19 protein-coding genes are annotated in these 22,213 nt (G+C 43.8%); 15 read left to right on the forward strand and 4 right to left on the reverse strand.

Translation table 11 applies throughout. The features are described 5' to 3' along the window. Window positions 1-42: 42 nt before the first annotated feature. Both AC0VYI_RS07125 and AC0VYI_RS07130 read right to left on the reverse strand, forming a co-directional pair. Window positions 43-897 (reverse strand): inositol monophosphatase family protein, encoded by an 855-nt coding sequence (locus AC0VYI_RS07125; RefSeq protein WP_475448274.1) that lies wholly within the window; start codon window positions 895-897, stop codon window positions 43-45. 280 nt (window positions 898-1,177) lie between these two features. Next, on the reverse strand, window positions 1,178-1,630 hold the full coding sequence (locus AC0VYI_RS07130; protein ID WP_475448276.1) for a MarR family winged helix-turn-helix transcriptional regulator: 453 nt from the start codon (window positions 1,628-1,630) through the stop codon (window positions 1,178-1,180). Window positions 1,631-1,955: 325 nt separating this feature from the next. On the opposite strand from AC0VYI_RS07130, the gene AC0VYI_RS07135 reads away from it, so the two are divergent. The 5 genes from AC0VYI_RS07135 to AC0VYI_RS07155 all read left to right on the forward strand — a co-directional run bounded on the left by AC0VYI_RS07135 (window position 1,956) and on the right by AC0VYI_RS07155 (window position 8,576). Continuing rightward, the gene (locus AC0VYI_RS07135) at window positions 1,956-3,524 is read left to right on the forward strand and encodes an acyl CoA:acetate/3-ketoacid CoA transferase (protein ID WP_199476102.1); all 1,569 of its coding nucleotides are present in this window, start codon (window positions 1,956-1,958) and stop codon (window positions 3,522-3,524) included. A 14-nt stretch (window positions 3,525-3,538) separates the two neighbouring features. Beyond that, entirely contained in the window at window positions 3,539-4,747 is a 1,209-nt protein-coding gene (locus AC0VYI_RS07140; RefSeq protein WP_475448279.1) for a thiolase family protein, read from the forward strand. 270 nt (window positions 4,748-5,017) lie between these two features. Then, the gene (locus AC0VYI_RS07145) at window positions 5,018-5,782 is read left to right on the forward strand and encodes a crotonase/enoyl-CoA hydratase family protein (RefSeq protein WP_199476104.1); all 765 of its coding nucleotides are present in this window, start codon (window positions 5,018-5,020) and stop codon (window positions 5,780-5,782) included. A 22-nt stretch (window positions 5,783-5,804) separates the two neighbouring features. After that, a complete protein-coding gene (locus tag AC0VYI_RS07150) occupies window positions 5,805-6,572 on the forward strand; it encodes a 3-hydroxyacyl-CoA dehydrogenase (protein WP_475448281.1) in 768 nt (255 codons plus the stop codon). Between the two features lie 150 nt (window positions 6,573-6,722). After that, window positions 6,723-8,576, forward strand: a complete 1,854-nt coding sequence (locus AC0VYI_RS07155; RefSeq protein WP_475448283.1) for a feruloyl-CoA synthase — start codon at window positions 6,723-6,725, stop codon at window positions 8,574-8,576. Between the two features lie 107 nt (window positions 8,577-8,683). Here AC0VYI_RS07155 and AC0VYI_RS07160 read toward each other — a convergent pair whose 3' ends face one another. Together AC0VYI_RS07160 and bamE are read right to left on the reverse strand one after the other, a co-directional pair. After that, the gene (locus tag AC0VYI_RS07160) at window positions 8,684-9,673 is read right to left on the reverse strand and encodes an aldose epimerase family protein (protein ID WP_475448285.1); all 990 of its coding nucleotides are present in this window, start codon (window positions 9,671-9,673) and stop codon (window positions 8,684-8,686) included. A gap of 63 nt (window positions 9,674-9,736) precedes the next feature. Continuing rightward, complete coding sequence (bamE, locus tag AC0VYI_RS07165; RefSeq protein ID WP_199476108.1) at window positions 9,737-10,063, reverse strand: outer membrane protein assembly factor BamE domain-containing protein; 327 nt, start codon at window positions 10,061-10,063, stop codon at window positions 9,737-9,739. Between the two features lie 979 nt (window positions 10,064-11,042). Here bamE and AC0VYI_RS07170 point away from each other — a divergent pair. The 10 genes from AC0VYI_RS07170 (at window position 11,043) to AC0VYI_RS07215 (ending at window position 22,190) form a co-directional block, all read left to right on the forward strand. Next, entirely contained in the window at window positions 11,043-11,699 is a 657-nt protein-coding gene (locus tag AC0VYI_RS07170) for a methyl-accepting chemotaxis protein (RefSeq protein ID WP_418903775.1), read from the forward strand. A 14-nt stretch (window positions 11,700-11,713) separates the two neighbouring features. Further along, a complete protein-coding gene (locus AC0VYI_RS07175; RefSeq protein ID WP_475448287.1) occupies window positions 11,714-11,989 on the forward strand; it encodes an STAS domain-containing protein in 276 nt (91 codons plus the stop codon). Then, window positions 11,982-13,637 (forward strand): ATP-binding SpoIIE family protein phosphatase, encoded by a 1,656-nt coding sequence (locus AC0VYI_RS07180; RefSeq protein ID WP_475448289.1) that lies wholly within the window; start codon window positions 11,982-11,984, stop codon window positions 13,635-13,637. The genes AC0VYI_RS07175 and AC0VYI_RS07180 overlap by 8 nt, the downstream gene beginning before the upstream one ends. A 13-nt stretch (window positions 13,638-13,650) precedes the next feature. Beyond that, window positions 13,651-14,016: a response regulator gene (locus AC0VYI_RS07185; protein WP_067018476.1), complete on the forward strand. Its 366-nt coding sequence runs from the start codon at window positions 13,651-13,653 to the stop codon at window positions 14,014-14,016. A gap of 66 nt (window positions 14,017-14,082) precedes the next feature. After that, a complete protein-coding gene (locus AC0VYI_RS07190; protein ID WP_475448291.1) occupies window positions 14,083-16,191 on the forward strand; it encodes a chemotaxis protein CheA in 2,109 nt (702 codons plus the stop codon). Then, window positions 16,175-16,666 carry a chemotaxis protein CheW gene (locus AC0VYI_RS07195; protein ID WP_199476113.1) on the forward strand — a complete coding sequence of 164 codons (492 nt, stop codon included), beginning with the start codon at window positions 16,175-16,177 and terminating at the stop codon, window positions 16,664-16,666. Before AC0VYI_RS07190 ends, AC0VYI_RS07195 begins: the two co-directional genes overlap by 17 nt. A 10-nt stretch (window positions 16,667-16,676) precedes the next feature. After that, a complete protein-coding gene (locus tag AC0VYI_RS07200) occupies window positions 16,677-19,619 on the forward strand; it encodes a methyl-accepting chemotaxis protein (protein ID WP_475448293.1) in 2,943 nt (980 codons plus the stop codon). Window positions 19,620-19,624: 5 nt separating this feature from the next. Continuing rightward, window positions 19,625-20,428, forward strand: coding sequence for a CheR family methyltransferase (locus AC0VYI_RS07205; protein WP_199476115.1), 804 nt, complete (start codon window positions 19,625-19,627; stop codon window positions 20,426-20,428). Between the two features lie 9 nt (window positions 20,429-20,437). Continuing rightward, window positions 20,438-21,061, forward strand: coding sequence for a chemoreceptor glutamine deamidase CheD (gene cheD / locus AC0VYI_RS07210; protein ID WP_199476116.1), 624 nt, complete (start codon window positions 20,438-20,440; stop codon window positions 21,059-21,061). A gap of 94 nt (window positions 21,062-21,155) precedes the next feature. Continuing rightward, window positions 21,156-22,190: a protein-glutamate methylesterase/protein-glutamine glutaminase gene (locus tag AC0VYI_RS07215; protein ID WP_475448296.1), complete on the forward strand. Its 1,035-nt coding sequence runs from the start codon at window positions 21,156-21,158 to the stop codon at window positions 22,188-22,190. Window positions 22,191-22,213: the final 23 nt, after the last annotated feature.

Below are 22,213 nucleotides of genomic sequence, written 5' to 3' on the forward strand. Positions count from 1 at the left end.
ATGTCTAATAAGAGTTTTTTTAAATCGCTATCTATTTAGAAGCTAGTGTCTAAAATACGCCGCCAATTCCTGCCATTGCGTTTCTGACTGGGCGGCGAGCATTTCACCATCGAGCAGGGTTGGACTGTATTCTTGACCATCAAGGGTTCGGCAGATGCCGCCCACTTCGGTGTGAACCAGTACGCCAGCTGCGTGATCCCAAGGCAGCATTTTGTAGGTTAGGCTGAAATGAAAGTGGCCTTGGGCGATTTGTCGATAAGCGGGGCAAGAAGGTAAGTTGTTGATGCGTACAAAGCGAGACGCTTTTAGGGCAAAGTCTCGTTTTCTGTCATCGCTATAAGAGTTAACGGACATGATGCCCGCGAGTTTATCTAGCTCGGGTTCAGCTATGATGTGCAAGGGAAGAGGCGCTTGAGTCGGCACTTGATTCTTACCTTTTTCCGCCATGGTGGTGCGTTGGAAAAACGCGCCTTCTCCTAGATTGGCGTAAATCCAGTCGTCATTGACGGGGTCATAGAGTAAGCCAAAGCGTGTGATGCCTTTTACGACCACGGCAAGTATGATGCCAAAATCCGATAAACCATGAGCGTAATTCCAAGTGCCGTCGATGGGATCGATGATCACGCAGGTGTCGGCGGTGGCGATTTTATCAATCCTTGATGGGTCGTCAGCGACGGCTTCTTCTCCAACGATTTCCCAATCAGGAAATGCAGCTTCAATTTCATTGCTAATAAAGGCTTCGCTGGCTTTGTCGGCAATGGTAACTAGGTCGGTAAGGCTACTTTTGGTTTCAACATCGGCGGCACTCAGTTGGCGAAAGCTAGGCATAACGATCTCTTGGCCTGCCCGGCGGACGATGTTTATGAGTCTTGCTTGTGTGGGCTTATCGAGGTTCATACACTACCACTCACCATTCTCAGCTGTGCGTTAAAAGCAGTATACCTGATGAAGTTGACAAAGTGGGGGATGGATTATTTTTTAGTCAATTTTTCCATGATACTGCTTTCGATATTTTTATAAATATGAGGTGATGATTTATGGTGTGTTGGTTTCGTTCTAACCTACAAGCCGCGTTGGTGAGTATAGCGCTGGCCAGCATTGTTCAAAAGTGATGCATGGAGGGAGATAAAAAATAGTGTCTTATGGGGCTAAGGCATTATTTTTTATCATGGCATGGTTAGGAGAGTCGTTTGAGCATATCAACCAGTTGGTCTTTTTCATGATCACCATGTAGTCTAGCCATCATGGTATTTTCGTAATCACGGACTTTTTTGGACGACATTTCAAAAAATTCTTGGCCGTATTTGGTCATAAATAAGGCATAGGAACGGCGGTCGTTTTTCGCCGGACGACGTTCGATGAGTTTCATGTTTTCCAGTTTATCAACTGCGGCCACCATCGCAGATCGATCATTGCCAAGAGCCTGAGCAACAGCAGTTTGCGTGAGTCCTGGGTTTTTTTCGACAATCACCAGAACGGAGAAAAGGCCAGGGCTGATGCCTAAATCGGAGCAGAGTTCGCTGAACTTTGCAAAGAAGTTCATCTGTGCGCGCCTTAATCGGTAACCGACGGATTCTTCTAGCATTCCAAAGTCGATATCGGTGTCGTTAATTGTGTCGGTTTGAGCCATGGCTACCTCTTAAGTTCTCTGTATTCGTCTAGATGGCTATTTCTGTGAAGCCATACCTAGGGGAGTATTATTCAATTATTATATCTATTATTCAATTTTTATAATTGTAATGCTTAATTGTTGTATGCGCTATCAAATAGTGCTGCTCCTTTCTTTCATTACCTGTGCTGCTACCAACGCTTAGAGTTTGCTTTCCTTTGCTTTTTAAGCCTTTTTGGCGCAGCTAGCAAAATAATCATTTACAAAAATAACTGTTGTGGTGTACAACAATGGAATGTTTTATCCGGTTCATTCTATAACAAATCTAAAATAAAGAAGGTGATTTATGAGCAAGGTAATATCCTTGGATCAAGCGGCGGGCCTGATTAACGATGGCGACTGTGTGGTTTGGTCTACCGTTGGTATGTCGTATTTTGCTGAGGCGGTAGCGAAATCTGTTGAAGAGCGCTTTTTGCAAACGGGCCACCCACAGAATCTAACCTTAGTTCATGACTGCGGTTGTGGTAATGGCAAAGAAAAGGGCATGTCCCATTTAGCCCACGAAGGGTTGGTTAAGCGCTTGGTGTCGGGTCATACGGGGCAAGCCCCCAAAATGGCGAATTTGATCGCGGATAACCAAATCGAAGCCTATTTATTACCCCAAGGGGTTTTGACCACTTTATGGCGTCAGATTGCCGGTAACAAGCCGGGTGTGATAACCAAAGTCGGAATGGGGACGTATGTAGATCCATTAATCGATGGTGGCAAGGTAACGAACATTACCACAGAAGAACTGGTTAAACGTATTGAAATTGAAGGGGAAGATTGGCTTTTGTATAAAAGCTTCCCAGTTGATGTAGTGGTGATTCGAGCCACTACGGCAGACGAAAAAGGCAATTTATCCGTTGAAGAAGAAGCCATGATGGCAGAAATTTTGTCTATGGCGCAAGCGGCGAAAAATCGCGGCGGCATCGTGATTGCTCAAGTGAAGTATCTTGCTGAGGCTTGCAGCATTCCACCTAAAGAAGTCAAAGTCCCTGGCGTGTTGGTTGACTATGTCACGGTTGCTCCGGCAGAAGACCATATGCAAACCATCACCACGGATTATAACCCCGGCTTAGCAGGCAATGCCCGTGTGCCATCCAATGGTATCCCTCCTTTAAAATTTTCTGATCGCAAAATTATTGCCCGTCGTGCCGCCATGGAGCTAGCCGAAGGGGCGATTGTCAACTTAGGTATTGGTATGCCTGATGGCGTGGCGTCGGTGGCGGCAGAAGAAAACGCTGCACACTTATTCACCCTGACGACAGAGCTTGGAACCTATGGGGGTATTCCTGCTTCAGGTGGTGATTTTGGGGCAGCATGGAACCCAGAAGCCATTATTAACCATGAAGCGCAGTTCGATTTTTATGATGGTGGCGGTTTGGATATGGCGTTTCTTGGCTTAGCCCAAGTGGATCGCAACGGTAATTTGAATGTTAGTAAATTTGGGCCAAAAGTAGTTGGTCCGGGCGGTTTTATTAACATTTCGCAAAGTGCGAAAAAAGTGGTTTTCTGCGGTACCTTGGTGAATGGTGCGAAATTAGCCTTCGAAGCGGGAAAAGTGCGTGTGGTAGAAGAAGGCAAAACGAAGAAATTTGTCGACTCCGTGGATCATATTACCTTTAGTGGTGAGGTGGCGAAAGCCAATAAGCAGCCTGTGTTCTTTATTACTGAGCGTTGTGTCTTGGAGCTACGGGAAGAAGGCTTGGTGTTAACAGAAATCGCGCCGGGGCTGGATTTACAAAAAGATGTGCTTGATATGATGGATTTCAAACCAGTGATTGCTGAGGATCTGAAAACCATGCCGGAAGAGATCTTTTATGAGCAATGGGGCGGTTTAACGAAAGCTATGGCAGTAGCGGCTACAAGATAACAAGGGGTAAGTTTATGTCTATTAATAATGTTGAAATTCCTTATGGTGCTTATTGGAGTACGCCGTTTACCAAGTGGCAAGGCTCGCTACAGTATTTGCATTCGATGAAGTTTGCCGCTCATGTTGCGAAACAAGAGCTGGCCAAACGCGAGATTGATCCACTGATTTTTGATTCTGGTGTGTTGGGTATGACCATTAATCAGTATCAATCTTTTAACGGTGCCCCTTGGGCTTTGTATGATCTTGGGGCAATTCGTACCCCAGGTCATGCGGTTAATCAAGTCTGCGCAACCAGTGCACGCGCCTTATTCGCGGCGTCATCGGAAGTCATGTGTGGCATGGCGAAGGTGTCATTGCTGATGTCGGCTGATCGTTGTTCTAACGGTCCACAGATTTATTACCCAAATCCAAAAGGTATGGGGGGCTATGGTGAGAGCGAAGCACAGGTGACATACAACATGATGAATGACCCAATGGGGGGGCATTCCATGATGCAAACCGGTGAAAATGTTGCCAAGCGTTTTGATATTTCGAGAGAAGAGTTGGATGCCGTTACCTTACGTCGTTATGAGCAATATCAAGAAGCTTTAAAAGACGACCAAGCATTCCAAAAGCGCTTTATGACGTTGCCTTTGTCTGTGCCAACCGCAAACTTTAAAAAGGAAGAAACGGTTCTGACAGGTGATGAAGGGGTTTTTCCTACGACGGCTGAAGGGTTGGCGAAGCTGAAACCCATTATGGAAGGGGGAGTGATCACCTTTGGTAACCAAACTCATCCGGCGGATGGTAATGCGGCGATTATTGTTTGTCATAGTGATCAAGCTCAGGCTTTGTCGACTCGGCCAGAGATCAAGGTAGAAGTCTTGGGGTTTGGTCAAGCTCGGGATGATTTGGCTTACATGCCAGCGGCTCCCATTGAGGCGGCACAACGTGCGTTGCAAATGGCCAATCTTGATATTAAACAAATAGATGCGATCAAGACACACAATCCCTTTGCAGTGAACGATGTGGCACTGGCTAAGGCATTGAATATTGATGTCATGACGATGAATAACTATGGCTGTTCTTTGATCTGGGGGCACCCTCAGGGGCCAACAGGGTTACGCGCCATTATTGAGATGATTGAGGAACTGGCGATTCGTGGCGGCGGTTATGGCTTGTTTACTGGTTGTGCGGCGGGTGATACGGGTATGGCTGCCATTATTAAAGTGTCCGAACGCTAGGCTTGGTCTTTGTTTTGTTCACCGTTTGCGCAGGATGGGCGAATGGTGATGATGTTCCGTTGCTGTAAGGCTTGCCATCTTCGGATGGCTTTTTTTCTGGCTTTTTACAGGTCGCAACACACCGTTTTATTTAAATATTTTCAATTATTATAGAATGTTGAGTTTGACATTTGTTTATGTGTACAACTATTATCACTTTAATGATTTATTCACGATATAAACAACATGGGCAGACCTTGGCTGCATAACCATAAGAATAGAGGCAGACGCATGGCAACGTACGAGTACATTAAATTTTCCGTAGAAGATGGTATTGGCCATCTAGTGTTAAATCGCCCTGAAAAGAAGAATGCGATCAATGATAAGTTGTGTCTTGAGATTGAAAACGTATTTATCAATCTGAGTGATGAGGTGAGTGTCATTTTGTTATCAGGGGCGGGCCCTGAGTTTTGCGCAGGGTTAGATCTAAGTGAGCACACCGCACGTGAGCCATTTGATGTGGTGAAGCATTCGAATATGTGGCATCGCGTTTTTGGCCATATCCAAAATTCAGGGGTTCCAGTTGTAGCGGCGATGCAAGGGGCTGTCATTGGCGGCGGCTTGGAGCTGGGAATCTGTGCCCATATCCGTGTTGCTGAAAAGGGCACTTTTTATCGATTACCGGAAGGTCGTCATGGCATTTTTGTCGGCGGTGGTGCATCGGTCAATGTAGCAAATGTTATTGGTACCAGCCGAATGACGGAAATGATGCTGACAGGACGAGATGTCGATTCAGAAGAAGGGTTGCGCATCGGCTTATCTCATTATGTGGTTGACAATGGCGCGTCGTTAGCAAAAGCGCGTGAGGTCGCAGCGACGATTGCAACCAACTCTAAATATTCTAACTGGGCGATGACCACCGGATTACGTCATATTAACAGTATGTCGGCTTCTGAGGGCATGTACACCGAGTCTTTACTCTGTGGTGTGACGCAAACCAGTCCTGAAGTGAAAGCGCGTATTGATGCCTTTCTAAATCGTAAAAAGAATTCCTAATACCTTCATTGGAGCAATTAATATGCAAATCAAAAATAATCATTTTATTGTGACTGGGTCGGCTTCTGGTATTGGTGAAGCGGTTGCTCGCCGCCTCCATGGTTTGGGGGCAAAGATTACATTAGCGGATATGAATGAAAAAGGGTTAGAGCGTGTGGCAGCGGATCTTGGTGAACACGTTCAGGCTGTGACGACAGATGTGTCTGATGAAGCATCGGCACAAAACTGTATGGATAAAGCCGTCGACGCTTTTGGCCCAATTCGCGGCATTGTCAATTGTGCTGGTATTCCTGGTGCTGAACGGGTGGTAGGACGTGAAGGGCCACATAGCTTAGCTGGTTTTGAGCGTGCTTTAAAAGTCAATCTGTTGGGGACTTTCAATATGGTTCGTTTGGCGGCTGACAAAATGCAGCATAACGAACAAGCAGCGGATTTAGAACGCGGTGTGATCATTAATACGGCGTCTGTTGCGGCGTTTGATGGGCAAATTGGTCAAGCGGCCTATTCTGCGTCTAAAGGTGGGATTTGTGCGATGACATTGCCAATTGCCCGTGAGCTTGCACGCTTTGGTATTCGTGTTATGACCATTGCCCCTGGCTTGTTTAAAACTCCGATGATGGATGTGCTGCCAGAAGACGTTCAGCAATCATTGGGAGCTGCTATCCCGTTCCCTTCTCGTTTGGGGGAACCAGATGAATATGCGGCTTTGGCACAGCATATCATTGAAAATGTCATGTTAAACGGCGAAGTGATTCGTTTAGATGGCGCATTGCGGATGGCCGCTAAATAACTCGCTTAGCGAGCTAATCCTGCTATTGCAAGCGCTGATGGGCTTCTGTCTCGTCGAGAGAATAACAATAATATTGGTTGTGGCTATGATGGTCACTTCCCTAAAACTTTAACCACATAAAAATAACCAGCGTGGTTTTAGGAGCTTAAAATGAATGGTGAATTTCATCCTATCAAAGTGACTGCTCACCCTATTGATATCGAATATAGGGAAGATGGGGTACAAATTATCAGTAGCCAGAAGGCGCTGAATGACTATGCACGTTGTTGGACCGATCGGCTTGCTTTGTGGGCAGATAAAACGCCAGATCAAGTGTTCGTTGCACAACGCAATGATAATGGTGAATGGGATGAGGTAACTTACTCTCAAGCCCTGAAGCGCGTTCGTCAAATTGCCTCTTGGTTGATTAAGCAGCCAGTTTCTTTGGAGCGCCCAATTGTTTTTCTCTGTGGCAATAGTGTTGAGCATTTAATGCTTGCGTTAGCCGGGATGTATGTGGGTATTGCTCATTCCCCTGTCTCTCCCGCCTATTCTTTAATCGCAACAGATTATAACAAGCTTAAGCACATTTTTGATGTTTTAACGCCTGGGTTGATTGTGGTAGATGATTTAGCGCCTTATGAAAGAGCCATACAGGCTGTTTGCTCGGATACCAGTACTCCTGTCGCGGTGATTAAAGGGGACGTTAAACCACAAAAAATCACCAACCCAACCATTTCATTTGACGCGTTTTGGGATCATCCACTGGATCCTGTGATCGAGGCTAAAAATGCTGAAGTGAATGGCGATACGGTGGCAAAAATCTTGTTTACCTCTGGTACAACAGGGCTCCCAAAAGGGGTGACCAATACCCAGAGAATGATTTGTGCTAACCAGGTGATGATTCATCAAGTTATGCAATTTTTAGCAGAGAAACCACCTGTTATGGTGGACTGGCTTCCTTGGAACCATACGTTTGGTGGTAACCATAACGTGGGGATTGCTCTATACAATGGCGGTGCTTTGTATTTGGACGATGGCAAGCCAACCGAAAAACTGTTTGATAAAACCCTGAAAAACATCGTGGACGTCAAGCCAACGGTGTATTTTAACGTGCCAAAAGGATTTGAGCTTTTGGTTAAGCATTTGAAAGCTGACAGTGCACTAGCGGAAAGCTTCTTCTCTCGATTGCAGTTTACCTTTTTCGCCGCCGCTGGCTTAGCTCAACATATTTGGGACGATCTCGATGCCTTAGCCATCCAATATACTGGCAAGAAAATCCCTATGTTAACGGGGCTTGGTTGTACTGAAACGGCACCGTCTGCCACCTTTGCTTCTGTTGAAGAGTCTGCTTCAGGTGTGATCGGTGTGCCTGCACCGGGTGTGACCGTCAAGTTGGTTCCTAATGAAGGAAAGTTGGAAGCGCGGGTCAAAGCGGTGACCACTATGCCAGGCTATTGGCGTCAACCTGAGTTGAATAAAAAAGCGTTTGATGAAGAAGGATTTTATTGCCTTGGGGATGCGTTTGCTTATGTGGATGAGCAAAACCCTCATCGTGGGTTCCGTTTTGATGGACGTGTCTCTGAAGATTTTAAATTGGACAGCGGTACCTGGGTGAGCTCTGGCGTTATTAAAGCGAAACTGATTAGTGCATTGGCGCCGTTTGTTCAAGACGTGGTGATATGTGGTTCAAACGCAGGTTTCGTCACAGCAATGGTGTTTCCAGATTGGAATCATTGTCGTGCGATTATGCCTGGCTATGAAGAGGTGTCTTATGAGGATATCATCCGTGATAGCAACGTACGTGAAGCCTTTAGAGAAAAATTGGTGGAATTCGCTCAACTCAGTACTGGTAGCTCTACTTTGGTAAAACGCATTATTTTGCAATCCAAAGCGGCTAGTATTGACGCCCACGAAATTACTGATAAAGGATCGTTAAACCAACGTGCGGTTCAAGATAATCGTCCTGATCAAATCGCTCTTCTGTATCAAGAACCAGTCGCCGATGAGGTGATTAGTATCTAAGTACTGTTGTAGTGCTCAAGAGGGCAGTGCTATCAGTCGGTCTGATTTGTTGCGCCATAATAGCATCAAGATAATGATGCTATTATGGCGCTTTATAATACTCGCTGTTAAGAAAAACAATAACGTGTGATCTGTTGATAGCGATCTTTTGGGGAGAGCAAAATAGAGGGAAAGTGGCCGTGATTAATGGCATCTGGCCAGGCTTGTGCTTCCATGGCTAATCCTGAATAAGCGCTTAATGCACCGTGATTAATATTGTGCTCCTGAGCCAGTTGAATGTGTCTACCATCATAGATTTGTAAGCCTGTTTCATTGGTCTTTAATGACATTTGAATGCCTGTTAATGGGCCAATAAGTGTCGCTACGTCCCGTAACGGCTGTTTGTCTTGGGCCAGACAAAAATTGGTGTCTAAACCAGGATAATCGTCCCTGGCAATACGTCTTAGTGTGCGAAAATCGAAGGGTGTGTCTTGAACCGCGAGAACCTCACCTGTGGGAATTAACTCCTCTGTCACGGGTAAATAATGCTCCGCTTGAATCGCGAGCTTGTGGTCGAGTACAGAACCTTGCCCGTCTAAGTTAAAATAGCTGTGCCCTGCAAAATTACAGATCGTTAGCTGGTCTGTTGTAGCAAGAATTTCCAGTTCTAGTGCTGTCCCATATAGCCGATAAAAGACATCCACAACCATCTTACCTGGATACCCCATTTCTCCATCCGCCAAGACACTTTGTAAGTGAACCTGCTCGAGATTATGTTCGACGACGGACCAATTTTTACTGCTGGTTCCCAAGGGGCCACCGTGTAAATGATGTTTTTCTGGTGGGCTAAGGGGCAGAGTATATTGTCGGTTGTCAATCAGAGCGCGACCTTGTGCGGTACGATTGGCGACACGTCCAACCACGGCACCAAAGTATTTCGCTTGGTCTAAGTAGCGATCAAGAGACGCACTACCAAGCACCAATGAATGCTCATAGCCGCTTAAATGAATAGACTGAATGCTGGCGCCCAGAGGCAAAATAACCACGCGTAATTGGCCATTGTTCAGCTCTATTTGGTCGCTATCTAGAGTAGCGGTGGTTTGTTTTTGTTGGCCCATACTTTCCTCTAGTGGGTTTTTTGTTGTTATGTTTGGCGGGGTCACTAAGACGTTGATTACCGACTATAAGCCTCGTGGAATTTGTGTCCAGTCAATTTCTCGAATACCTTGTAAGCAGCTTTGATCTTGGCTAGGTTCTTGACGGTTGGTCATAGCAACCATCTGACCTTGCTTAAACCAAACGGTAATGTAGATACATTGCTTTACACCATTAAAGGCGGCGTATTGCCATGCTTCAGTGGTGCCATTGAAGGAGCGATAGATGGGCTTGCCCATAATATTCGTGACTTGTTGTTTATCCATCCCTTCTTGTAGAGAGAGCGCTTTGGTGTTGATGAAGCTACAAGCGGTTAACAGTGAAAAAGCAATTATAAGGAAAACGATGCGCATTATGGACCATCCAAAAAGTGAGCTGGTAAAATAGTATTCTAGTCAGGATCATGCTTTGACATGATCATGTTTATCCGTTGTTTGTACCTTGCTTAACTATAAGGCTATACAGCAAAACCCACAAATTATTGATGCTGTATCAGCGAGTTATCCGCGTTAAAAGCCTCTCTTATCGCCTTATGCTATCAGGTCTATGCCAGTGTTCACTTGGTATAAAAAAATTACAAACTCAACGTACATTTTATTGGGGAGTCTACTACGCTTACTTTAATTGCATTGTATAAAAAGTAACGTAGGGAAGACAAAGTGCCTTATTTGGCGCCTATAAAAAGTGTTTACAGGAGCAAGTCGTAATTGAAACCTCATCGATGCATGCTTTTTGTCCGCCGTGAACTGTACCCCTCTTTATTTTTTCTACTTTCTGAGCAAGCAATGGCTTAACCGCTCATACAAGGGCCTATATTTAGTAACTAGGATCGTTATGAAAAAAACATTGTGGTTGTATTTTTTTCTGCTGGTTATTTGCTGCAGTCTGTTTGTGTTTGTTGCTCCCCTAGCGGGTTTTATCGGCTTATCTGTAGGAGCGGGAGCTGTCATTGTGGTTGCCAGAAAGCATTTGGCTACTGTGGATCAACCTGCAAATACTGATGATGGTGAAACCATCAAAAAACCAGTAGTCGACATGGAGAGTGTGCAACAGCATTTATTCCAAAATGAGCTGATTCCATTGCTACATTCGTGTGATGACGATTTATCGAATGTCTTAAAGACTCAAGAGGATGCCGTAGCGTTACTTACCGAGTCCTTTCGAGATATCGACAACCTTGTTACTTCCCAGTCTGGTTATATTGAGGAGTTGGTCAAAGATGGTATGGAAGGCGGAGACACCTACAGTAATGCCATGAAAGCGTTTGCCAACCGAACATCAAAGACCATTGACCGTTTTATTTCCAGCACGGTGGAGATGTCAGCGTCTTCTATGGAGTTATTAAAACAGGTCAATGTGATTAACGAACAAATGCCAGAAATCGCCAAAGCCTTAAAAGATATTGATGATATTGCTGCTCAAACCAATTTATTAGCATTGAATGCTGCCATCGAAGCGGCCCGAGCGGGGGAGGCTGGTCGAGGTTTTGCTGTGGTGGCGGATGAAGTGCGTTCTCTTTCCAATCGCTCCACTGGGTTCAGTGAAGCCATTCAGTCTCGTATTAACAATATTCAAACTCAGGTCAACCAGCTATCGGTTTCTATGGAAAAAGTCGCTGCTCATGATGTGACTTACATCATGGAGTCGAAAAAGGAGATGAATGTTGCGTTGGACAGGATTGTCAAAAAGGCACATTCAGACGCGCGGGTCACCAGCGAATTAGAAAGTCTGTCTGGTACTTTAGAGCAAGCTATTCACCAAGCGACGAGAGGGTTGCAATTTGATGACATCAATAGTCAAAACATATTATTCATCATGGAAACGCTAAAATTTATTGAGGATAACTTACAAGCCTTTAATGGTGGATCAGCAGAAGAAATTGAGAATATTCTTCAAGAAAGACTGGCTCTTTTAAATCAGAGAAAAGAAAAAAGGCATAACCCTGTCTCACAAAAAGGGGTCGATAGTGGTGATGTCGAGCTATTTTAGAATAAGGACTTCTTATGACTGATATTGTGATTGTTTTACCAGAAAGGTTTGATTTTAGTACCCATAAATGGTTTACCAAAGAGTATGAAAAAGCTTTGCTAACTAACAATAATATTGTTCTTGATTTTTCTTGTGTCCAATATATTGACTCCTCTGCACTGGGGATGATGGTTTTACTGCATCGCCTATTGGCTGAAAAAAATAAAAAAGGGGTGGTAAGAAACGTATCTGGCAATGCAAAAGAAATCTTAGAAATGGCCAATTTTGATAACTTGTATCAATATGAATAATGAAAAAAAGATCCTTTTAGTTGAGGATTCTTTTCCAACGCAGTCGCTTATAAGAAACATTCTTTCTTCTCATGAGTTGGAAGTGATCATTGTCGCGTCAAATAAAGAAGCGAAAAAAATGGTCGATGAGAATGAATTTCACCTCATTATATTGGACGTGAATCTAGAAGACGGGCCAAGCCAGTCTTTTATGAAATACATTCATGAGAAAAATAGTCGGCTTCCCGTGGTTGTTTTAACAGGGGATTTAGAAAATAAAATCATTTCTGATTTTTATGAGTTGGGAGCAAAAGATTTTTTGCATAAGCCGATCAACGTCTATCTTTTTTCTAGAAAAATTATCAGTGTCATTGAAAGTTACAGCGTAGAGCTTGAAGAACTAAGAAAAACCGTATTATTAGAAAGAATAATGCATGATAAAGACCAAGAGGAAGCCTTAGCTTTTTACGTTTACGATCATATCATCAATAAAAACATACAAGAACTGGATGGTGTTGAGCATGCAAGCCTTTCTCATGGTAAGTTTTGCGGCGATATCTTAATGCAAGTGGTGAAACCGAATGGTAATTTGATGATTATGTTAGCGGATGCAACGGGCCATGGTATGGCGGCTGCACTGACCATTTATCCTATGGTGACGACCTTTACTTCTTTGATTAACAAAGGATTTTCCACTGCTGCAATTTTATTGGAGCTGAATAAAAAACACACGCAAACAGTACCGCATAATCGTTTTATTTCTTGCATTATGATTGAAGTTCTCTATCAGGAAAATGAAATTTCTATCTGGAACGCCGGGATGCCAGATGTGTTATTGATGGATAAAAATAATCAGCCTTTCACCCGAGTAAAATCCAAGAATATGGCATTGGGAATACTTAGTAATGATTTGATAACGACTAAGTTTGATCGTTTTTCTTTGGAAGAGGTTGGCTTTGCAATGCTGATGAGTGATGGCGTCATAGAAAACAAAATAGCTAAAGGAAAGCTACTCTCATTTCAAGATATTTATCAAGATCTTGAATCTAACCGTTTTCACCCTTTGGATGTTATTAATAAATATCATGCTCTCAGTGAATCCATTGATGATGTTGATGATATGTCTTTCTCTTATGTTGATTTTTTTAAGGTAAAAAAGAGCCTATCGAATATTCTGAAAACGGATCAAAGTAGGAAGGACATTGGTGATATCGAGTTTCGTTCTGTTCTGATGGGAAAAGCACTTGCAAATGAAGAAATTGTATCTAGTTTTATTACTATGCTTGAAAAATATCCGTTTCCTACTGATTTTTTGCAAAAGGTATTTTTAGTACTAACTGAGCTGGTGAGTAATGCGATTGAGCATGGTGTTTTGAGCCTTTCCTCAGAGTTAAAGGAAAAGAACTTTTTTGAATATTTAGAACAGCGATCTGAAGGTTTAAAAAAAGTGTTAGATAACGATTTTATCGAGATAACCGTCGAATGGCTTGCGAAAGACATGAGAATGATGATTGGTGTTAAAGACAGCGGTAAAGGGTATGACGTGTCAGTATTAGGGGATAGTGATGATACCGAATTGCACGGTAGAGGACTCAAACTCATTAGAAAAGTCAGTGAGTCTTATTGTTACGATAAAACAGAAAATAAAACGACAGTTCTTATTGCTTAAATAGGGTGTAGAGATGGCTAAAAAATTGTTGATTGTTGATGATTCTCCTTCGGTTCGCCAAATGATTGAAGCGACATTAAAGGGCGCTGGTTATGCGGTTACGGCGGCAAAAGATGGTCAGGAAGCATTTGAAAAATGCCGGAGTGAACGATTTGACTTTGTTCTGACCGATCAGAATATGCCCCGTATGGATGGTATTACATTAATTAAATCCTTACGAGCTATGTCGGCTTATGCACGAGTGCCTTTAATCGTTCTGACGACAGAAGCCGGTGATGCCTTGAAAAGTCAGGGTAGGGCAGCGGGCGCAACGGGCTGGATGGTGAAGCCCTTTGATCCTTCTAAACTGTTGGATGTGGTGAAAAAAGTGCTTGGCTAGCATAGTTTACGAGCGCATTTAGTAAAACGTTCTGTCGATTCATTATTGATTACAGTTGAGTTGTGTATGGATGATATGAGCCAATTCCGTGAGATGTTTTTTGAGGAAGCCCAAGAGCATCTAGAAACCATGGAGACCTTTTTGCTGGATTATGATCCAGAAGGTGAGCCCGATATTGAGGCACTCAATAGTGTGTTTCGTGCGGCTCACTCTATTAAGGGGGGGAGTGACATTTTTGGTTTTAAGGCCATGACTGGGTTGACCCATGTGATGGAAAACCTGCTTGACTCTGCACGTAACCAAGAACTGTTTTTAACCAATGATTTGATCACTGTTTTACTAGAAACTATTGATTTATTAAAAGTCATTCTTAATAACTATCATGAAGAGATTGAGATTGATTGGGACGAAGTGGAGTCAGGTAAGACACGATTGAAAAGTGTTCTACAAGAAGCTCACGATGTTCAGAAAGAGGCTGTGCAAAAAAGCCCTGTGCAAGAAGAAGCAAGTGAATCAACAGCCTCTGATGCTGAAGATGAAGGTTTTGGTTTTTTTGAGCAAGAGATAGTGGACGCAAATGACACTGAGCTTGAAGACGAAGGTTTTGGTTTTTTTGAGCAGGAGGTAGCGGGTTCAAATGACAGTGCTCTTGACGATGAAGGTTTTGGCTTTTTTGAGCAAGAGACTGAAGAGATAAATGGCAGCAGCGCTCTTGAAGACGAAGGATTTGGTTTTTTCGAAACAGCGTCTTTAGAGGAAGAAACAGCGGAAGAGTCTCAAGGGTATGGCTTTTTTCAAGAAAGACTTGAGACCGATATGGCTTCATCATCACCCAGTGATCAGCAAAGCAAGGAAGAGATTCATCCTTCACAAGGTAATCAAATGCCCAGCGCGGTCTCGACGACTAAGCTAACGTCCGCCAAGGAGGATAAAACGCCTGTTGTGAAAGGCAAAGCGGCAGCCGAGAGTAAGTCATCAGAATCCGCCAGTATCCGAGTAGAGACCGTTAAAATTGATAAGCTGGTCAACCTTGTCGGTGAGTTAGTCATTACTCAGTCCATGTTGAATCTGATTGGCAGTGAAGCGCAAGAAAGCATTGCCGAAAAAATGCAAACGGCATTAACCGAACTTGAGCGCAATACTCGTGAAATTCAAGAAGCCGTGATGTCTGTGAGGATGTTACCTATTTCCTTTGTGTTTAATCGTTTTCCACGCTTAGTTCGAGATTTATCGAATAAGTTAACCAAGAACATTGAGCTGGTGATCGAAGGTGGAAGCACAGAGATAGACAAGAACCTAGTCGAGAAAATTTCGGACCCACTTACACACCTTATTCGTAACAGCGTTGATCATGGTATTGAACCGCCCGCTGAGCGTATTGCCAAGGGCAAACCTGAAAAAGGCGTAGTGAAGCTGATTGCTTCGCAAAGGGGTGGTGAAATTGTGATTACCGTTAGCGACGATGGAGCGGGTCTTAATAAAGAACGCATTTTAAATAAAGCGCTAGAGAAAGGTATTTCCCTGCCTGATCCCTTAACCGATGCCGCCATTTGGTTGTTGATTTTTGCCCCTGGCTTTTCCACCGCCGCTGAGGTGACGGATGTGTCCGGCCGTGGTGTGGGTATGGATGTGGTGAGGCGCAATATTGAGGCATTAGGTGGGCGGGTCAGTATCGAGTCAAATCAAGGTGTGGGGACGACCTTTGAAATTCGCTTACCGCTTACCTTGGCAATACTGGATGGGATGTGTGTTGAAAACGCAAGCCAAGTTTTTGTGATTCCACTGGTGAACATTGTAGAAAGTATTCAGCCATTAGAGAGTCAAATAAAAGTGATGCAAAACAAACAATTGCTATGGGTACGGGATGAATATTGGCCATTGATTAACTTAGAAGAAGCGCTTTATGGCGGTCAGTATCCTGTCAATATCAGTGAATCCATTGTGGTATTGGTGGAAACTGCGAAAAGACGATATGGGCTGATCGTCGATGGCTTGCTGGGGCAGCAGCAAGTCGTGATCAAAAGCCTTGAGCGACACTATCGTCGTGTCAAAGGCGTGGCTGGCGCAACCATCATGGGGGACGGCAGTGTGGCATTAATTTTAGATATTGAATCGTTAGTCAGTTCTCAATCATTGGAACTCGAAGAGGAGATTGATCATGTCATCCTTACCTAATAGCAGTGCTGTGCATTCTGTAACAAAAGAGTTTCTCGCCTTTGTATTAGGAGATGAGACATATGCACTCGATATTATGTCCGTGAAAGAGATTCGGGGTTACGAACCAGTGACCAAAATAGCCAATGCGCCTAACTACATAAAAGGGGTGATTAATCTACGAGGGGACATCGTTCCTATTGTGGACTTGCGTATCAAATTTGGTGTGGGAGAGCCCAGTTACAATGAGTGGACTATCGTCATTATGCTCAATATCAAGGATCGCATTCTCGGTATTGTGGTTGATGGTGTATCGGATGTGATGAACTTTGAAGAAGAAGACATTAAGCCCGCGCCAGAGTTTGGGGCTGCTTTCGACAGTCGTTATTTGGATGGGTTGGCGGCGGTAGATGATCTAATGGTCATCGTGGTAGACATTGAAGCTCTGGTTTCCAGTGAAGAGCTGGGATTATTTGACACGGTAGATACTGTTTAGGGAGAGGGCAATGAGTGTCTTTTCGAATATAAAATTGTCTTTCAAGTTTCTGGTATTAGGACTTCTGGCATGTTTATGCATTGTGATTCCCACGAAGTTTTTTTACGAAGTTGAGACGGGGTTAGTCGAGACTTCTAAACAGGAGCTTAATGGTATCGAGCCGTCTACTAGTGTGCTTTTTTTGATAAAAAAAATTCAGGAATATAGAGGCTTAACGGCCATTTATCTCAATCAAAGTAATGATGACAATAAGGCATTATCTGCCAAAGGAAGTGAGGTATTAGCGGCTTTCAAGCAGGTTGGTGAGTTGCTAAATAGTCAGTACCCTAAATCGCTAATGCTAACGCAACTGAGTCGTGCACAAACAGCGTTTTCTGAACTTAAAGCACGCGTTGAGTCGAAAACGGTGTTACCAAGCGAGGCATTTGCTCAACAAACAGATGTCGTCAATGTACTGATGTACGGTGTTATTCCTGCGATTATGGAGACCTCAGGGTTAAGTTATGACCCTGTGGCGAACTCTTATCACTTGATTATTGCGACCAACGACAACCTTCCCGCCTTGATTGAATATATGGCTCAGTTGCGGGGTCAGGGGGCTGCGGCGTTATCTAAAGGAATAGTCAATCCTGCCCAGCTTACCAGCATTAACTCACTCTCCTCTTTATTGCAATCAGCAGAGCAAAAACTATTTCATAATTTAGAGGTATCATCGAAATCGGGCGATAACCTGCAAGTCAACGCTTTGTTGGCCAAAATGAAGGGGCTGGATACGAGTATTAGTCAACTACTAAAGGTTGTCGACGAAGAGATACTTAGTAAAGACATTACCACTTATAACCCGAACACTTTTTTTGAGGAAAGTTCGGCGATCATTAACCAGCTTTACCTCTTTGGGCAATCTAGTAATCAAGTATTATCCTCTATGATGCTTGAGCGTATTAAGCAAGCTAACCAAACGATACTCACTAACCTCAGTATTATCGGTGCTTTGATTGCGCTACTGCTGATTATCTCAATCGGTGTGATTCGCTCACTTAAGAGCAGTTTGGAGTCGCTTATTAAGGCGGTTGATGGGGTGTCTAATGGCAACTTTGCCGTTCAGCTAAAGACGGCTCGTAAAGATGAATTTGGACCAATTAACCGGGGCTTAATGAAAATGGCGCAGGGTTTGTCGAAAGCCCGTGATGAGCGAGATAGGATACAAACTGAAATAGAAGCAAGATTGATTGAAACAACGAGAATAGAGCAAGCTTTAAACGTCACCTCTACCAATGTGATGGTCGTTGATAATGAACATAAAATAATTTATGCAAACCATTCTCTGACGGCGATGTTGACGAATGCCGAAGGTGAGCTACGTAAAGTGTTACCTAATTTCAAGGCTAGCAGAATGGTAGGAAGTCACTTAAGTCTTTTTAATCAGGACACTGCAACGGACTCTTTAGCCCTAGAGGAATTATCCACTAGCAAGGACACACAAATAACCTTAGGAAATTTGTTTTTTAGGGTGAACGCCAACCCGATAGTCAGTGCTAACGGCGAGTGTCTTGGTTCGGTCATAGAGTGGTTAGATCGAACGTCTGAGATAGAAGCTGAAAATGAAATTGCGGCAATTGTCGAGCAAGCATCCAAAGGTAATTTTTCTCAACGCATTAGCATGAGTAATAAAATAGGCTTTATGAAGTTTATTTCTGACTCGCTAAACCATCTTGTGAAAACCTCAGATGATGGCTTAAAGGACATCAGCCGGGTCTTAATGGCGTTATCCCAAGGTAATCTAACCGAAAGAATCACCGCTGATTATGAAGGTCAATTTAACGATTTAAAGCGTTACTGTAATCAAACTAGTGAAAACCTCACAAAGATGATGGGTGAGATTCGTCATGCAGCGGAGACCATTAAGGGAGCGTCTACTGAAATAGCCAAAGGTAATATGGATTTATCTGCTAGAACAGAAACACAAGCATCAAGCTTGGAAGAAACCTCATCCAGTATGGCACAAATTACCAGTACGGTTCGATTGAATGCCGATAATGCCAATCAAGCGAATATTCTAGCGGCTGAAGCTTCTGAAGTGGCGTTAGAAGGGGGGCATTTGATCTCAGAGGTGGTCAATACCATGGCGGCGATTAACGCATCGTCGCAGAAAATTTCAGACATTATTGGTGTGATTGATGGTATTGCTTTTCAAACCAATATTCTGGCCTTGAATGCGGCAGTTGAGGCGGCTCGTGCAGGTGAACAAGGGCGAGGTTTTGCGGTTGTGGCATCAGAAGTGAGGACGCTTGCCCAACGTTCTGCCAATGCGGCTAAAGACATTAAAGGTCTGATTTTGGATTCGGTGGGTAAAATAGAAAATGGTAATCATTTGGTGGGGCAATCGGGTCAAACCATGGATCGTATTGTTGATTCCATTAAGCGTGTAAACGGCATCATGACGGAAATCGCCAGTGCTTCCGCTGAGCAAGCATCGGGGGTAGATGAAATAAATAAAGCCATTGTGCAAATGGATGAGATGACGCAACAAAATGCGGCTTTAGTAGAAGAGTCAGCAGCCGCTGCAGCAAGCATGCAACATCAGGCGAGTTTGTTAACCAATCAGGTGTCTAACTTTGTTTTGAGCCAGTCCGATTACTCCCAAAGCTCGACATTTATAACAAACTCTCCTCTGCCCTCACCAGCAGCCTCTAAAGAGACATTGCCACATAAGGTTGGTGCGTCAGTAAATAAGCCAGTGAGTAAAGAACCTTCCACTGTTGCTAAACCCGTGGAGAAAACGACAGCCCAGAAACCAATGATTCAGAAACCACCTGTTGCGAAAAAAGCCTCTGTGGTGTCTCCCAAACTGGTGTCTGAGACGAAATTAGCACCGAAGGCCAATGTTAAACCCGCTCCGTCAAAACCCGTTACTTCACCCGTTGACGATGATGATGAGTGGGAAGAATTTTAGCCGTTATGACCGACCCACTAAGAGATTTTGAGTATACGCCTGCTGATTTTAATGTTGTTCGTGAACTTATTCGTCAGGCGGCAGGTATTAGGCTGGCAGATAGTAAAGACTCACTAGTCTACAGTCGTTTAGCACCGAGATTGAGGAGTTTTGGCTTTAAGTCAGTGAAAGAATATCTGGCTTTTTTGATGGAAAATGATGAGGAAACACAGCACTTTATCAATTTATTGACGACGAATTTAACCTCTTTTTATCGTGAGCCACACCATTTTGAAATATTAACGGAGTTTGTTAAGAGTGGAGAAAAAGTCCAGCGGGTATGGTGTTCTGCTTCTAGTACGGGGGAGGAACCCTATTCCATTGCCATGACGTTAGTAAAGGCTTTTGAGTCGTTCAATGCCTGCAAAATCATTGCGTCAGATATAGACAGCAATGTACTGGCGAAAGCTCAGAAAGGCATTTATGCCTTGAAACAAGTGGACGTGCTGGCGGATAAGAAACGCTTTTTTCGTAAAGGGACTGGGCCAAACATTGGTTTTGCGAAGGTTATCCCGGAACTTAAAAAAATGATCGAATTCAAGCGCATTAACCTTATGGATGAGAGGTTACCAATCAATGAACTACAGGATGTGATTTTTTGCCGTAATGTGATGATTTATTTTGATAGAGAAACTCAGTTAGAAATTTTGAAAAAATTAGTCGAAAAACTTCGTCCGGGTGGCTTGTATGTGGCAGGGCACTCGGAACATTTTTCAGGGATGTCGGAGTATTTGCACCCCATTGGTAAAACCGTATACATGAAAAAGTAAGGTGTTTATATGTATTCTTACTCAAAAAGTTTAGAGCACCTAGCGACCCATAAGTACTATGACAATAAGTTTAAAGCCGCTGGTGTTAAGGTCTTACCTGGTGAATATTACGCGTCAAAAGACGACATTATGATTACCACTTTACTTGGTTCTTGTGTGGCGGCGTGTTTGTTTGATGAAGAGGCGAAAGTTGGAGGACTGAACCACTTCTTATTACCTGGTGAGGATGGGGACAACAGTATGTTGTCATCATCAGGGCGCTATGGCGTGTATGCCATGGAGCTGTTGGTGAACCATTTGATGAAACTAGGGGCAAGGCGGGAACGGATTAAAGCTAAGGTATTTGGTGGTGCGAACGTGATAAAAAGCTTGTCGTCTGCTTCCAGTGTTGGGGAGCGTAATGTGGCCTTTATTATGATGTATTTGAAGCAGGAAAATATCCCTGTCTGCTCGTCAAGTGTGTTGGATATTACCCCTCGAAAAGTCAATTTTTTCCCTCAAAGTGGAAAGGCATTTGTGAAACAGCTTGCCGATATTTACCAATCTGACGTAGTTGCTCAAGAGAAACGCTATCAAGGAAAAGCCAAAGAAGAGGTTGAAAACAGTTCAGGCGGTGATATTGATTTCTTTTAGTCTAAGATCTTTAGCTATGTTTTGCTAAGGAATCAGTTTGCTAAGACCTGATTTTATAACGATCATTTTTTATCCATATAAGAGCGAGTTGTATATGAGTGAGCGGTCGCAAGTAAGGGTATTAATTGTTGACGACTCAGAGTTGATGCGGAGTTTATTGACCAGCATTCTATCGTCAGATTCTCATCTTAAAGTGGTGGGAACGGCTAAAGATGCCTATGAGGCGAAAGAGCAGGTTAAAAAGCTATCTCCGGATGTGATTACGCTGGATATTGAGATGCCGGAGGTTAATGGACTGCGTTTTCTTCAGGTTTTAATGAAGGCGAACCCGACGCCAGTCGTGATGGTATCGACCTTGACCGAGCAACATGCAGCGGCCACCTTAACGGCTTTAGAATACGGTGCGGTAGATTACATCGCGAAGCCTAAAATTTATGACGGTTCGACATTGAACAAATATGCAAAAGAAATGATTAGTAAAGTGCGTCAAGCTGCTAGAGCGAATGTTCGATCTCGGACTAAGGCAGCCACGCCTCCAGCTAAAATACCATTAAAGAAAAATGCTTCTAATAGAATATTGGCGATAGGTGCGTCTACGGGAGGCACGGAAGCCATCCGTGATTTATTACAGCAGCTGCCCGCAGAACAGTTTGGGGTAGTGATATCGCAACACATGCCACCTGGTTTCACGAAAACCTATGCCGAGCGATTGAATCGGCAAACCGGTTTTCAAGTTGTTGAGTCCCAAGGGGGAGAAGTGGTGAAGCCTGGTACTGCTTATATCGCTCCGGGAGGGTACCATTTAACCTTACGCCGTAAAGGAAACCTAATTTATACCGATCTTGTTATAGGCGAGAAAGTCTGTGGACACCGACCATCGGTGGATGTGATGTTTGACTCCGTGGCGGAACTGATTGGTAAAACCGCCATGGCCGTTTTACTGACAGGCATGGGTAAGGATGGGGCACAAGGCCTGAAGAAGATTAAAGACAAAGGGGGATACACCGTCGCTCAAGATGAGGCCTCTTGTGTTGTTTTTGGTATGCCAAGAGAGGCGATTAATCTTGGTGCGACTTGCTCAATACAAGCGCTTTCTGGTATGGGAAATCATCTTGTGAGCTTGTTGTAAAATATTCCGTTTTGGCACATCCG

The organism is Marinomonas sp. 63XJN7_9_ISO-PGPR-S23-217 (assembly GCF_056173515.1).

Bases quoted from the DNA above. Each gene is read 5' to 3' on its own strand.
- bamE (WP_199476108.1), bottom strand. From the start codon at position 10,063: ATGCGCATCGTTTTCCTTATAATTGCTTTTTCACTGTTAACCGCTTGT.
- AC0VYI_RS07195 (WP_199476113.1), top strand. From the start codon at position 16,175: ATGTCATCCTTACCTAATAGCAGTGCTGTGCATTCTGTAACAAAAGAG.
- AC0VYI_RS07205 (WP_199476115.1), top strand. From the start codon at position 19,625: ATGACCGACCCACTAAGAGATTTTGAGTATACGCCTGCTGATTTTAAT.
- AC0VYI_RS07135 (WP_199476102.1), top strand. From the start codon at position 1,956: ATGAGCAAGGTAATATCCTTGGATCAAGCGGCGGGCCTGATTAACGAT.
- AC0VYI_RS07215 (WP_475448296.1), top strand. From the start codon at position 21,156: ATGAGTGAGCGGTCGCAAGTAAGGGTATTAATTGTTGACGACTCAGAG.
- AC0VYI_RS07145 (WP_199476104.1), top strand. From the start codon at position 5,018: ATGGCAACGTACGAGTACATTAAATTTTCCGTAGAAGATGGTATTGGC.
- AC0VYI_RS07125 (WP_475448274.1), bottom strand. From the start codon at position 897: ATGAACCTCGATAAGCCCACACAAGCAAGACTCATAAACATCGTCCGC.
- AC0VYI_RS07175 (WP_475448287.1), top strand. From the start codon at position 11,714: ATGACTGATATTGTGATTGTTTTACCAGAAAGGTTTGATTTTAGTACC.
- AC0VYI_RS07180 (WP_475448289.1), top strand. From the start codon at position 11,982: ATGAATAATGAAAAAAAGATCCTTTTAGTTGAGGATTCTTTTCCAACG.
- AC0VYI_RS07130 (WP_475448276.1), bottom strand. From the start codon at position 1,630: ATGGCTCAAACCGACACAATTAACGACACCGATATCGACTTTGGAATG.
- AC0VYI_RS07140 (WP_475448279.1), top strand. From the start codon at position 3,539: ATGTCTATTAATAATGTTGAAATTCCTTATGGTGCTTATTGGAGTACG.
- AC0VYI_RS07185 (WP_067018476.1), top strand. From the start codon at position 13,651: ATGGCTAAAAAATTGTTGATTGTTGATGATTCTCCTTCGGTTCGCCAA.
- AC0VYI_RS07160 (WP_475448285.1), bottom strand. From the start codon at position 9,673: ATGGGCCAACAAAAACAAACCACCGCTACTCTAGATAGCGACCAAATA.
- AC0VYI_RS07170 (WP_418903775.1), top strand. From the start codon at position 11,043: ATGGAGTTATTAAAACAGGTCAATGTGATTAACGAACAAATGCCAGAA.
- AC0VYI_RS07150 (WP_475448281.1), top strand. From the start codon at position 5,805: ATGCAAATCAAAAATAATCATTTTATTGTGACTGGGTCGGCTTCTGGT.
- cheD (WP_199476116.1), top strand. From the start codon at position 20,438: ATGTATTCTTACTCAAAAAGTTTAGAGCACCTAGCGACCCATAAGTAC.
- AC0VYI_RS07200 (WP_475448293.1), top strand. From the start codon at position 16,677: ATGAGTGTCTTTTCGAATATAAAATTGTCTTTCAAGTTTCTGGTATTA.
- AC0VYI_RS07155 (WP_475448283.1), top strand. From the start codon at position 6,723: ATGAATGGTGAATTTCATCCTATCAAAGTGACTGCTCACCCTATTGAT.
- AC0VYI_RS07190 (WP_475448291.1), top strand. From the start codon at position 14,083: ATGGATGATATGAGCCAATTCCGTGAGATGTTTTTTGAGGAAGCCCAA.